Origin of the sequence: Martelella mediterranea, from assembly GCF_004342225.1 — a bacterium.
In the GTDB taxonomy this organism is placed as follows: domain Bacteria; phylum Pseudomonadota; class Alphaproteobacteria; order Rhizobiales; family Rhizobiaceae; genus Martelella; species Martelella mediterranea_B.
Window position 1 is genome coordinate 1 of the sequence record NZ_SMAR01000016.1, and the last position, 12098, is coordinate 12098.

A 12098-nucleotide genomic window follows, 5' to 3' on the forward strand; every position below is an offset into this window, starting at 1 on the left:
TGCCGTCAACGTCGTCTTGCCGTGGTCAACGTGACCAACTGTACCAATGTTGACGTGCGGCTTCGTGCGCGTGAACTTTTCCTTTGCCATTTTTATGCTTCCTGTAACTGGTAACACGGATGACCCGGCGAACCGGTTTAGTGCCGCCGTTTAAGGCTTTCCCGGACAATAAGCAAGACCAAATCGCATAGTTATCGTCGCTGCTGCCTTCTGAAAGCCAAGTGTTTGCAATCGCTATACTGTTTTGCGATTGAAAAACGTCAGTGAAAATTGGCCGGCGCAGTTCAGGCTGGGGTGCTTCCGGTTACTTTTTCACACATTATGGAAGATTTGGTAACCTCAGGACCGGCTGACATATCCCGGCCGTCAGCTTCGCCCACAACCCGGTTGCGACCGGAACGCTTGGCCTGATAAAGAGCCTGATCGGCGTCACGATAAAGCGCTTCATAGCCCAGTCTGGCGGGCAGCGATGCCACACCAATACTGCAACTGATCCTAAAACCTGATGGCACATGATCGAACCGGGCTTCAGAGAAGCGGGCCCTGATCCTCTCGCTCAAGGATACGGCACCTTGCTGACTGATACCGGTTGCAAGAATAGCGAATTCATCACCGCCAATGCGACCAATGAGATCGCTGGAACGGGATTGTTCTCTAAGGAGATTGCCGAACGCGCTCAGCACGGCATCGCCGACAGGGTGACCAAAGGAATCGTTGATCGTTTTGAAGTCATCCAGATCGAGCAGAATAAGCGCGATTTCGGAAGATTCATGAAGATTGTAGACGACGTCTACCGACCGATCAAAGCCCGCGCGGTTCAAAACGCCGGAAAGCGTATCCTGATCCCGCAGCCGGTTCAGGTTTTCCAGCGATTCCACAAAATGCGAGGCGAGAATCTCAAGCGCGAGGATCATCGCGATCAGCAGGATATACATCTGCAGGAATTGCCAGATCGCACTCGATGGATCCGCAATATCAGCGGTGAATAGTGTTGCGACCGTACGCGCTGTATGCATGACACCAAGTGCGACAAGCGTCCAGAAAATCATCTTGTCATGAATGCTGTCCGTCCGGTGCACCCAGAACCGCGCCAAAACCAGCACCATATAAGCAAACAGACTGGCGTTAACGGCAATCGTGCGGGCTTCAATTGTACTGGTCACCAGAAAATAGAGATAAACACCAAACATTGCAGTAAACGCGATCAGGTTTCCGGCAATACCGAATGTTCTGCCTCTTCGTTGCAGAAGCGCTTCACCCAGCAAGACCTGACATAGGATAAAAAGCCCATTACCGATGGCGAGAGCGACATAGTCGTGCAAATGCCAGCGCACGAACATAAAGCAAAACCCAACCGCCAGCACCGAATAAGAAACGGACAGGAGAAGAAGATAGTTGCGTCGCACACCTGTTAGCCAGGCAACAACGAAACTGCCAGCGAGAATAATCAGAGCTCCCGGCACAATGAGTGCTTGCAGAATCGGCATCCGTCGATTGTGACGCTAACAGCGTTCCCCGTTTTTCGCTTAAATGAACGCCCCACCCCACGCATGACTAAAAACGGGTCTATCTTACGTTCACATCCAAAGGTATTATTACCAAAGGTTGTCGCGATGTGGAATTGCAGTATCACGGAAAAATACGATTGAATGCCGTAAAACGAAAACAGGCACAAGAAATGGTGTTTTGGAGCGGGTAGCGGGAATCGAACCCGCGTATTCAGCTTGGAAGGCTGCTGCTCTACCATTGAGCTATACCCGCGGGTCTTCCAGATGCCGGTGGTGGAGGAGGTTGGATTCGAACCAACGTAGACTAAGTCAACGGATTTACAGTCCGTCCGTTTTAACCACTCACGCACTCCTCCAGTACCAGCCTGGACGGCGGTCATGCCGTAGACCGAAACAGTGACTTGGCTTTCGCCGTGACCCCGTTTGCGATCTGCGTGGCGTATATGACCGGCTCGCCTCTTTGTGTCAACACGCTCGTAGCGAAAAAAATGACGAAAAAATAACAATGCACAGCGCCACGCTTTGGTGAAGGAGGGTCTGGCCGTTTCGGCTCCGCAAACGTATAAGACAGTATGAGCAAAAAACACGACAACGAGGGCGGCGCGAAAGACGCGCATTATGCCAAACTGAGACGCGCCCACCGGGATGCAAAGCGCGCCCGCGGTGAGCTGCCACACAAACCGCAGGACAACCGCAAGAAACGGGGACCGGCAGTCCCGCTGCCCGTCGGCGAGGACGAAGTTCTTCTCTACGGCCTGCATACGGTTCGTGCGGCAATCGAAAACCCCGAACGAACGCTGCTGGAGCTGAAAGTCTCTCAGAACGCGCTGGATCGGCTGACGGACGGGTTTTCTCTTCCCGAAGATCTGCCTGTCGAGATCGTCCACCCCCGCGCGATTGACGACATTCTTGGCTCCGACGCAATCCACCAGGGCGTTCTGCTAAAAGCACGCGCCCTGCCCGTGCGCAGGCTGGATGCGCTTCAGAAAAGCCCGCTGATTCTGGTTCTCGATCAGGTCACAGACCCGCATAATGTCGGCGCTATATTGCGCTCGGCCGTGGCCTTTTCCTGCGGCGCAGTGATTACCACGATGCGGCACAGCCCTGCCGAATCAGGTGTTATGGCAAAATCCGCCTCAGGCGCGCTTGAATATATACCCTATATTCAGATCACCAATCTCGCCAAGGCACTCGAAGAGCTGCATGCGCTTGGCTTCACCAGTGTCGGCCTTGATTCGGAAGGGCCTGCCCCGATGGAAGAAACCCTCAGTGGTGACAAGATCGCGCTTGTTCTGGGCGCCGAAGGTAAGGGGCTAAGGCAAAAGACGAGGGAGACCGTCAGTGCCCTTGCGCGTCTGGATATGCCAGGCAAAATCAAATCGCTGAATGTTTCCAATGCTTCAGCGATCTCGCTTTATGCAGCCCGGCAGTATCTCTCCCGCAAGCCCTGACCACATGAAACGGCCGAACAATACGGCCGTTCATACGTTTAAACGTTGACTTGAAAGACCCGCATATCCGGAAGGCATAAAAATGCATATTGTTTTCACCGATCTTGATGGCACCCTGCTTGATCATGAAACATATGCATTTGAACCTGCACGCCCTGCGCTGGAACGCCTTTCAGACCTTGGAGTCCCGCTGATTCTGGCGAGCAGCAAGACCGCTGCAGAGATGCACCCAATCGCGGAAAGCATCGGTATAGACTTTCCAATGATCGTGGAAAATGGCGCAGGCGTCGTTGACCCGTCTCGCGAAACAGCATCGGAAAACACTGTCTATAAGCGGCTTCGGGGCATCCTCAACGACATGCCCGAAGATCTGCGTGCGCTTTTTGAAGGGTTCGGAGACTGGAGTGACCAGAAGGTGGCCGAAAAGACCGGCATGCCTCTGGCATCCGCCAGCCTTGCCAAAAAGCGTCATTTTTCTGAACCGGGACTTTGGAGCGGTAACGAAGATGAACGCGCCCGATTCTGCGAACACCTGGAGGCTGAGGGTTTTCAGGCCGTTCAGGGTGGACGTTTCTTCACCCTGATGCCGCAGACATCAAAGGCGGCACGCATGCGGGAAGTCGCTGACGCATTTCATCAAAGATCAGGCGAAACCATTACAACTGTCGCACTTGGAGACGCGCCAAACGATCTGGCCATGCTGGAAACCGCTGACCACGGCTTCATCATCGCCAATCCGGCCCATAAGCCACTGCCGGTCACAGACCGCGAGCGCAAAGGTTTTATCAGGCGATCAGAAAAACCCGGCCCTGCCGGATGGAATGACATGATATTGCAATTGTTTAAATAATATCATTCGAAACGGGAACAGTACCGGTTGAAGGCCGCAGTGAGTCTGGTCATTCAACCTATAAAGCAGGAGCGCCCCTATGGCTGACTTTCATCAAAACGGCGTTGTCGCAACGCTTCACAATCTTCGCGAGCGTTCACTTCATCGCGTCGAACGGGAGCTGACCAGCTTCAGCGCCACACGTCCCATCACGCTGATCCTGCCATCACTGTTTTCCGAGCTGGAAGCCGACGCGCTTGATAATATCGTCCAGCAGCTCATGGAAGTACCCTACATCTCGAATATTATCATCGGCCTCGATCAGGCCAATGAAGAACAGTACCGCCACGCACTGAAATATTTCAGCCGCCTGCCGCAGCAGCATGCCGTTCTGTGGAACGACGGCCCCCGCATGAAGGCCATTCACGAGCGTCTCGATATGGCTTCACTGGCCCCGGAGCAGCCCGGAAAGGGTCGCAATGTCTGGTATTGCATTGGCTATGTGCTGGGCGCGCGCAACTCTTCTGTCGTCGCTTTGCACGATTGCGACATCGTCACCTACTCGCGTGAGATGCTGGCGCGGCTGGTCTACCCGGTGACCAATCCGGCCTTTCCTTACGTGTTCTCCAAGGGCTATTACCCGCGGATCGCCGATGGCTCTCTCAATGGCCGGGTCACTCGTCTTCTGGTCACCCCGTTGCTCTTGAGCCTTGAAAAGACGATCGGACACCAGCCCTACATCGATTACCTGAAGGCCTTCCGTTACCCGCTGGCCGGCGAATTTGCCATGCGCACGCATATTCTGGCAGATATCCGCATCCCGTGGGACTGGGGACTGGAGATCGGCGTACTCTCGGAACTGTGGCGCAATTTCTCCAATACGGCGATCTGCCAGGTGGATATTTCAGACGCCTATGATCATAAGCACCAGCCACTATCGCCAGAAGATGCGCAAAAGGGCCTCTCGCGCATGTCGACCGACATCTGCAAGGCAGTTTTCCGCAAGCTGGCAACCGATGGCGTCACCTTCTCGCACGAAACGCTGCGTACGGTGAAAGCTGCTTATTTCCGCACTGCACTGGATCTGGTTGAGATCTATCACAACGACGCGCGCATGAACGGCCTTTCAACGGACCGCCATAAGGAAGAACAGGCCGTCGAACTGTTTGCAACAAACCTGACGGAAGCCGGAAACTCGTTCCTCGAGACGCCGGATGCAACGCCGCTGATGCCACGCTGGAACCGAGTCTTAAGTGCAATGCCTGATATTCTTGACGAGATGCAGGGTGCCGTTGCTGCAGACATGGCGGAATACGGATAAGCGGCCACGATCCAGATTAAGACCCGATTTCTAAGCTGAGACAAAAAAAGGCCGGACGCTGATGCGCCCGGCCTTTTCGATCTCGTGTTTCGGCAAGTATCAGAATTTCTGCGTCAGAGAGATTTTGAACGTCCGGCCCGGTTCAGAATAATATTCCTGAGGCTGAGAGATCGAGGTGACTTGATTGTCGAGGGCTTCGTAGTAGGTCTGGTCAAAGACGTTGAACACACCCGCCTGCACGCGCAGACCATTCAGCTGTTCAGGTTCCCACCACGCAGTTAGATCCACGATGCCATAACCTGGCCATTCATAAGCAGCGTCACCGTCCACTGTCGTGTTCTCTGAGACACCGGCAGCAAGAACCCAGTTGGCATTTACGCCCCAGATATCATTGTTGTAGCCACCGCCGAGGATCGCTTTGAGAGGCGCAACGGAAGCAAGGAAACTGTCTCCGTCATCCATGTTCCAGCCCCGTGCAAACGCCAGTGAGCCGCGAACGCTGAAATCATTGGCGAATGTCTTCTGGCCGGAAAGCTCCAGACCGGCAATCTGCACATTGGCAATGTTCACATTTTGCGAAACTGTGCCCGCCCCGAAAAACAGGTTCTCTGGCTGCAGCCCCATAGCCCTTACTTCACTGTCAGTAAATGTCCTCGTACCTATGAAATCATAGTAGCGGTTATAGAAAGTAGAAATTCGAGCGCCAGTATCCACGTCACCGAAATTTGACCCAAATTCGAAGCCCCAGCTTGTCTCCGGCTTCAGATCCGAATTACCTAGCCTAAAATAGGATGTGGGAGACCCATAGGACAAATACAGTTCAGGCGCTGTTGGTGCGCGGAAAGATGTGGCGAACTGACCGAACAGCTCCACATCAGGAGTCAAATCGTACGCCGCAAGGATTTTCGGCGAAACATGGAATCCGGTTTGCTTTTCCGGCTCGCCAACAATCCGATAACCATCGTTTTTGGCGAAGGCATCGCCACTCTTTGGATCACGCCAGTAAGCATCCATTCTCAGGCCCGGTGTCACCGTCAGACCAGTATCACCGAACACCATTTCATCCTGCACATAGAGACCGAGATCATAAGAGTTCACCTCAGGTGAGTCAGACTGATTATTGTGGTATGTACTACACGGAGGAAACATCGCCGCGCGTGGGCTACACGTGTCATGCCCCGCACTATACTGCGTGAAATTGGCATAATCGAAGCTGCCACCAACCGTCACGGTATGCTGCACATCACCGGTGAAGAAGGTGTTGCTCGCCCAGCCGGTGACGCCGTAGTCTTCCTGCGTAATTTTGGAGGTGCGTCCGAAATCGCCTGCCGGCGACGTCAGACGTGTGCCATTTGTGCCGCTGACGCGCTGGTTCCGCTGCCAGTAAACGGTTGCCCAGGCGGCATCCACCCAGCCATCTGTTGAAAATGCGTTATAGCTGTAATCCAGCGAAACGCGATCGCGGTGCTTGTCTTCTGAACCACGCCAGTCATTCGGGTCGTAACGCGAGCCGACATACTGATCTGCCAGCAGATCGATGTCCTTATCGTAATCGTAGCGTTCAACCGTCAGGCCGAGCCGTGTTGCGTCATCAATCTGCTGCTGAAGCTTGAACAGGAAATTGTCTTCATCATAAGTCGCGGGGTTGGCTTCGGTCCGGTCTGCGCCGTAGCCACCGACATTTCCGTTGGTTTCGGTTTCATGGCCGTGGGTGTAAATCCCCTGGAACAACACAGATGTCCCCTTCTCCGAACGGGCAGCAAATGCGGCATCGCCAGTGATGCTTTCATCGGCGCTGTTGTAAAGCGCACGAACGCGACCACCGAATTTCGCGCCCTCCTCCAGCAGGTCGTCCGGCTCCAGCGTATTGACAAGAAATGCGCCACCCATGGCTCCGCCACCCGCGCGGCTGGAATCAGCACCACGCACGATGTCGATCGTGGCAACAGAATTGAAATTGAAACTGTCGACACCACCACCGGAATCGGAACGTGCGCCCGGATCAAGGTAGGGAATCGGAATACCATCGATTGTGGTCAGAACCCGGGGGCCCTGAAGACCGCGGATATTGATCGAGCCACCGTCGTCACCGGCGAAGGCGACGCCTGGAACAAGCATATTTCCAAGATCGTCGACGGACTGGATCATATCACGATCCAGCTCCTGTTCTGTCACCTCGGTGGCAAGCGGCGTTTCCGCAACACCACTTTTATCACGTGTTCCTTTTGTTGTTACCGTCACCGGCTGAAGCACGGTCGTCGCACCATTCTCGGCCGTTGTCGCGGCCTCCTGCGCAAAAGCAGTTGCAGCAAAAGCGACGGTCGCCATGGCCGTGCAGGCAAGAAAGGCAGTTCGGGAAGTCCCCTTACGCATCACTGAAGTCCCTCTAAATCTGGAAGAACCTGGCTGGCTGCGTCCGGGCTATCTGAATGGACTGGCTGGCTGGGTTATGTCTGAAACGGTGTCATAATCCGTTAATGTCGGGACTCGATTAAAAAACATGACTATTTTTGTCAATATTAAATGCCTGACTTTCGTCATATTTGTTCAGGCGTGTTTCTGGCTTGTAAAAAGTTCGTGCCGGGTTAGAATTCTTCCAGAGTGATGGCCACACATCGCCCGCGGCAGGAGTGCCAGTCAGGAAGTGGACGTTTTGAAATTGAAAAAGATTTTCAAGAAGGGGCTGACGGCGCTTGGAATCGTCACCGTCGCAGCAGGCACTTATCTCGGTGGGTTGCAGCTGACAGGCAATTTTCATGAAGTCAAAGCCGGTGAGCTATACCGTTCCGCTCAGCCGGATGCCGCCGATCTGAAACGCTACATCAACGACTACGGGATCAAAACCGTGATCAACCTGCGTGGAGCCAAACCGGGCAAAGACTGGTACGAAGCCGAAATCTCCGAGAGTGCCGCGCTGGCCGTCAATCACGTCGACTTTCATATGTCAGACCGGACTGTGCTTTCCACGGAGCGTTCCCGCGAACTGATTGGCCTGATGCGCGACGCCCCGAAACCGATTCTGATTCATTGCCGAAGCGGTGCGGATCGCACGGGGCTTGCCTCTGTAATGTATCTTCAGCAGCTTGGAGGTGTGGGGGAAGAACGTGCCGAATGGCAACTCTCCCCGTTATATGGGCACATCGGTATTCCGGTAATAGGTCCCTATGCCATGGACCAGACCTGGGAAAACATGGAAAAAGTATTCGGCCTTCCAAGCTGAAGAAAGCTGCGGGTCATCGCCGTCTTAAATGCGGTTACAGCGCAAACCGGTCTCGCTCGGCTCGAAACCGTTTTGTCAAAAAGGACCGGATCAGGGCAATGCGTGCCAGATTGCCGGTATCGGGATGCGAGAGCAGGTAATAGGCGCGCTTAAACTGAATTTCGGGCAGAATGCGAACAAGCCCAGGTTCGGGTCGCGCCGCAAAGTCATGCAGAATGCCGATGCCCACACCAGCACGCACAGCTTCCATCTGACCGGCAACACCGGCACAGCGAAACTGCCGCCGGGTCCATCGGGAAAGATGGCTGGCATAGTTCAGCGATGATGCATAAGCATAGTCTTCCACGCCGGTGACAGCCACATGCGCCGAAAGGTCACCTTCGGTTTGGGGTGTGCCGTTGCGGGCAAGGTAGTCTTTGGAGGCATAGACACTCAGCGTATAGTCCGTGAGGCGTGAGACAACCAGACGCCCCTCTTCCGGTGGGTCCAGCGCAATGGCCAGATCGGCCTCCCGCTTGGAGAGCGAAAAAGTGCGCGGCAGCGGCACCAGTTCAACGACCAGATCAGGATGAGCCTGCTGTAGCTGCCCGAGTTCGGCGGCAAGAAAATAGGTTCCCAGACCATCCGGTGCACCGATGCGCACCGTTCCCGACAGGCTTGCGCCACGCGCGCGGGTATCTTCGGTGATCGCAAGGATCTCGGTCTCCACACGTTCGGCAGCAATCAGGATTCGTTCTCCCGCCTCCGTCAGAGTGGAACCTGAGGGGCGACGGTCAAACAGAGGCTCGCCCAACGCCTCTTCCAGCGCGGTGAGCTTGCGCGCCACTGTCGCGTGATTGAGCCCCAGCGCATTGGCTGCCGCCAGGATTTGCCCATGCCGGGCAACCCCCAGGAAGACCTTCAGATGATCCCAGTCCATATCAAAGCCTCTGGACTATAGTTTCTGCACAATGGATATGCTGATTATCCTGTTTCTTTGCGTAAATGAATAGGCAAAACTGGTGAAACAGTTATCCATTCTTTTAAAACGGGTCACCCGGAGGAAACGGCATGAAAACCATTCAGCACTTTATCAATGGTGCAGCAGCTGCAGGAGAAGGCAGCCGCACGGTTCCCACCTTTAACCCGGCATCGGGCGCGCAGACCGGCACGCTTTCGCTTGCCAGCAGTGCAGATGTGCGTTCTGCCGTCGAAGCCGCCAAAGCCGCGTTTCCGGGCTGGGCCGAAACGACACCGCTGCGCCGTGCGCGAATACTCAACAAGTTTCTCGCCATCGTCGAAGAGCGGATCGAGGAGATGGCAGCCCTGATCTCATCCGAGCATGGCAAGGTTATTTCAGATGCCAAGGGCGAAATTCAGCGCGGGATGGAGGTTGTAGAATTCGCAACGGCCGCACCGCAGCTTTTGAAAGGCGAGTTCACCGAAAATGTCGGCACCGCCGTCGACAGCTGGTCGATGCGCCAGCCGCTGGGTGTTGTTGCCGGTATCACGCCGTTCAATTTTCCGGCCATGGTTCCGATGTGGATGTTTCCCGTAGCTCTGGCCTGCGGCAATACCTTCGTTCTAAAGCCTTCCGAGCGCGACCCTTCCGCCGCACTTCTGATTGCGCAATGGCTGAAAGAAGCCGGACTGCCCGATGGTGTTTTCAATGTCGTTCAGGGCGACAAGGAAGCCGTCGATGCCCTGCTGACTGACCCGGATGTTGAAGCAGTGAGCTTTGTCGGATCAACGCCGATTGCACGCTATATCTACACAACCGCAACTGCGAATGACAAACGCTGCCAGGCGCTGGGTGGCGCGAAGAATCATATGATTGTCATGCCCGATGCCGATATGGATCAGGCCGCCGATGCCCTTATGGGCGCAGGCTTTGGTTCGGCCGGTGAGCGCTGCATGGCCATTTCTGTTGCCGTCCCTGTCGGTGATGAGACTGCGGATCGGTTGATCGAAAAGCTGAAACCGCGGATTGCCGCACTCAAAGTGGGTGCTGGAGCCGACCCGGAAGCCGATATGGGACCGGTCGTGACCGCAGCCGCTAAAGAAAAGATCGAAGGCTATATTACATCCGGCGTCGAAGAAGGCGCGGATCTGATTGTGGATGGTCGCGGTCTGAGCGTTGAAGGCTATGAGAACGGCTACTTTGTTGGCGCAACCCTGTTCGACAAGGTGACGCCTGACATGAAGATCTACAAGGAAGAGATTTTCGGACCGGTTCTCTCCATTGCCCGCGCCAGGAGCTATGATGAAGCCGCCGGCTGGATCAATGATCATGAATTCGGGAACGGTACGGCCATTTTTACCCGTGATGGCGATGCTGCCCGTGAATTCGCTCATAAGATCAAAGTCGGCATGGTCGGTATCAATGTGCCGATCCCGGTTCCCATGGCGTTTCATTCTTTCGGCGGCTGGAAAGCCTCACTGTTCGGTGATCACCACATGCATGGACCGGAAGGTGTGCGCTTCTATACGCGCATGAAAACCATCACCAGCCGCTGGCCAAAGGGTATTCGCTCCGGTGCTGAATTCTCCATGCCGACGATGAAATAGCCACCGCTACACCCCTTGTTTCAAGAAAACCTGTTTCTATGACCCCGGCATGGCAAAGTGCCGGGGTTTCGTTTTCTGGCCATCAGGGATGAGATGTATTGATTTTATACAGTTAAACTGTATATTATATCTCAACTCAACTGGAAGAACGAGCATGTCGAAAGATAGTATAGAAAAACGGACTGTCCGCAGGTTCAACATAGACGTCATAGAGAAAGGTGATGCCGATAGCTTTGACGAACTTATGGGAGAAGATTTCGTCAATCACGCTGCACCCGCCGGCGTTTCCACGGGGCCTGAAAGCATGTGGAACATGCTGGCAAACACACTCCGCCCCGCACTGTCCGACCTCAAGGTGACAATCCACGAGCAACTGCAGGACGGAGACAAGGTGACGTCACGCAAGACAATTACCGGCCAGCATACAGGCGCATTCATGGGTATAGCCGCGACGGGACGGCATGTCTCTATCGATGTTATCGATATTGTACGGGTAAAAAACGGCCAATATATCGAGCACTGGGGCGTTAATACACTTGGTGCCACGCTCACCACTCTGAGGAACTGAGCTGCAGTTTCAACTTTGGGTGAGGCGTTCGAGAAGAGCAGCGGCCTCACTCAGAACCTGCTGCTCACGATGGTTGAGTTGACACGCGAGCGCGCCGGCAATCCAGGCGCTGCGGGCAGAGCGTGATTGCTCCAAAATCTTACAGCCGGTCGCGGAGATCATATTGAGCTGGCTGCGACCGTCTCCGGGAGAAGGTGAGCGCGTCACCAGCGCCTCCTTTTCGAGTTCTGCGATTACGAGGCGCATGCTTTGGTGCTTGACACCACGGTGCCGGGCAAGATCTGTTGTGGTCATCGGTCCGCAGTATTCGAGTAATGCCAACGTTTCATTTCGCGCAGAACTTGGCGTACCCGCCTCAGCTCTCGTTTTACGAACAAAACCACCAACTGCACGACGCAGGCTTTCGGCAAGCTCCATCAGATTGTCATCAGGCTGTGCCTTTATGGGCGTTTTTCTCATCATAGCTGCCTTTCTTCTGCGTTGATAAGACGCGACTACATGTCACCTCTTAACGCATCTCCTTTTTCTGTTATAACACGCGCATCAAGAGAGACAGGGGCGTCCGTTTGAAACGGGCTGAGACGAACCCTTGGAACCTGATCCGGATCATACCGGCGGAGGGAGTCACTCGGGTTCAAGCAGTGCGCCACATTG

11 protein-coding genes, 2 tRNA genes and 1 riboswitch are annotated in these 12098 nt (G+C 54.7%); of the genes, 6 read left to right on the forward strand and 7 right to left on the reverse strand.

What is annotated here, in order from left to right; all coding sequences use genetic code 11:
* From EDC90_RS11305 to EDC90_RS11320, 4 genes are all read right to left on the reverse strand, one after another.
* Positions 1 to 90: GTP-binding protein (locus EDC90_RS11305; protein WP_132311443.1), on the reverse strand; the 90-nt coding region annotated here is incomplete at its 3' end.
* Between the two features lie 194 nt (positions 91 to 284).
* Positions 285 to 1487 (reverse strand): GGDEF domain-containing protein, encoded by a 1203-nt coding sequence (locus tag EDC90_RS11310; protein ID WP_132311608.1) that lies wholly within the window; start codon positions 1485 to 1487, stop codon positions 285 to 287.
* A 200-nt stretch (positions 1488 to 1687) separates the two neighbouring features.
* A tRNA-Gly gene (locus tag EDC90_RS11315) sits at positions 1688 to 1761 on the reverse strand.
* Positions 1762 to 1779: 18 nt separating this feature from the next.
* Positions 1780 to 1864, reverse strand: a tRNA-Tyr gene (locus EDC90_RS11320).
* 216 nt (positions 1865 to 2080) lie between these two features.
* Between EDC90_RS11320 and EDC90_RS11325 the strand changes: the two genes are divergently transcribed.
* From EDC90_RS11325 to EDC90_RS11335, 3 genes are all read left to right on the forward strand, one after another.
* Positions 2081 to 2959 carry a TrmH family RNA methyltransferase gene (locus EDC90_RS11325; protein ID WP_132311610.1) on the forward strand — a complete coding sequence of 293 codons (879 nt, stop codon included), beginning with the start codon at positions 2081 to 2083 and terminating at the stop codon, positions 2957 to 2959.
* Positions 2960 to 3041: 82 nt separating this feature from the next.
* The gene (locus EDC90_RS11330) at positions 3042 to 3809 is read left to right on the forward strand and encodes an HAD-IIB family hydrolase (protein ID WP_132311612.1); all 768 of its coding nucleotides are present in this window, start codon (positions 3042 to 3044) and stop codon (positions 3807 to 3809) included.
* Between the two features lie 79 nt (positions 3810 to 3888).
* A complete protein-coding gene (locus tag EDC90_RS11335; RefSeq protein ID WP_132311614.1) occupies positions 3889 to 5109 on the forward strand; it encodes a glycosyl transferase in 1221 nt (406 codons plus the stop codon).
* A gap of 99 nt (positions 5110 to 5208) precedes the next feature.
* Here the strand turns inward: EDC90_RS11335 and EDC90_RS11340 are convergent, their stop codons facing one another.
* On the reverse strand, positions 5209 to 7482 hold the full coding sequence (locus EDC90_RS11340) for a TonB-dependent hemoglobin/transferrin/lactoferrin family receptor (RefSeq protein ID WP_132311616.1): 2274 nt from the start codon (positions 7480 to 7482) through the stop codon (positions 5209 to 5211).
* 286 nt (positions 7483 to 7768) lie between these two features.
* Between EDC90_RS11340 and EDC90_RS11345 the strand changes: the two genes are divergently transcribed.
* Complete coding sequence (locus EDC90_RS11345; protein ID WP_132311740.1) at positions 7769 to 8329, forward strand: dual specificity protein phosphatase family protein; 561 nt, start codon at positions 7769 to 7771, stop codon at positions 8327 to 8329.
* Between the two features lie 34 nt (positions 8330 to 8363).
* On the opposite strand, the gene EDC90_RS11350 is transcribed toward EDC90_RS11345, so the two are convergent.
* A complete protein-coding gene (locus EDC90_RS11350; RefSeq protein ID WP_132311618.1) occupies positions 8364 to 9248 on the reverse strand; it encodes a LysR family transcriptional regulator in 885 nt (294 codons plus the stop codon).
* A gap of 131 nt (positions 9249 to 9379) precedes the next feature.
* Between EDC90_RS11350 and EDC90_RS11355 the strand changes: the two genes are divergently transcribed.
* Together EDC90_RS11355 and EDC90_RS11360 are read left to right on the forward strand one after the other, a co-directional pair.
* On the forward strand, positions 9380 to 10876 hold the full coding sequence (locus EDC90_RS11355; RefSeq protein WP_132311620.1) for a CoA-acylating methylmalonate-semialdehyde dehydrogenase: 1497 nt from the start codon (positions 9380 to 9382) through the stop codon (positions 10874 to 10876).
* A 154-nt stretch (positions 10877 to 11030) separates the two neighbouring features.
* On the forward strand, positions 11031 to 11444 hold the full coding sequence (locus tag EDC90_RS11360) for an ester cyclase (protein ID WP_132311622.1): 414 nt from the start codon (positions 11031 to 11033) through the stop codon (positions 11442 to 11444).
* A 9-nt stretch (positions 11445 to 11453) separates the two neighbouring features.
* Here the strand turns inward: EDC90_RS11360 and EDC90_RS11365 are convergent, their stop codons facing one another.
* On the reverse strand, positions 11454 to 11906 hold the full coding sequence (locus EDC90_RS11365; protein ID WP_207903894.1) for a MarR family winged helix-turn-helix transcriptional regulator: 453 nt from the start codon (positions 11904 to 11906) through the stop codon (positions 11454 to 11456).
* 82 nt (positions 11907 to 11988) lie between these two features.
* A riboswitch (TPP riboswitch) is annotated at positions 11989 to 12084 on the forward strand.
* Positions 12085 to 12098 lie beyond the last annotated feature (14 nt).

Bases quoted from the DNA above. Each gene is read 5' to 3' on its own strand.
- EDC90_RS11310 (WP_132311608.1), bottom strand. From the start codon at position 1,487: ATGCCGATTCTGCAAGCACTCATTGTGCCGGGAGCTCTGATTATTCTC.
- EDC90_RS11325 (WP_132311610.1), top strand. From the start codon at position 2,081: ATGAGCAAAAAACACGACAACGAGGGCGGCGCGAAAGACGCGCATTAT.
- EDC90_RS11330 (WP_132311612.1), top strand. From the start codon at position 3,042: ATGCATATTGTTTTCACCGATCTTGATGGCACCCTGCTTGATCATGAA.
- EDC90_RS11335 (WP_132311614.1), top strand. From the start codon at position 3,889: ATGGCTGACTTTCATCAAAACGGCGTTGTCGCAACGCTTCACAATCTT.
- EDC90_RS11340 (WP_132311616.1), bottom strand. From the start codon at position 7,482: ATGCGTAAGGGGACTTCCCGAACTGCCTTTCTTGCCTGCACGGCCATG.
- EDC90_RS11350 (WP_132311618.1), bottom strand. From the start codon at position 9,248: ATGGACTGGGATCATCTGAAGGTCTTCCTGGGGGTTGCCCGGCATGGG.
- EDC90_RS11355 (WP_132311620.1), top strand. From the start codon at position 9,380: ATGAAAACCATTCAGCACTTTATCAATGGTGCAGCAGCTGCAGGAGAA.
- EDC90_RS11360 (WP_132311622.1), top strand. From the start codon at position 11,031: ATGTCGAAAGATAGTATAGAAAAACGGACTGTCCGCAGGTTCAACATA.
- EDC90_RS11365 (WP_207903894.1), bottom strand. From the start codon at position 11,906: ATGATGAGAAAAACGCCCATAAAGGCACAGCCTGATGACAATCTGATG.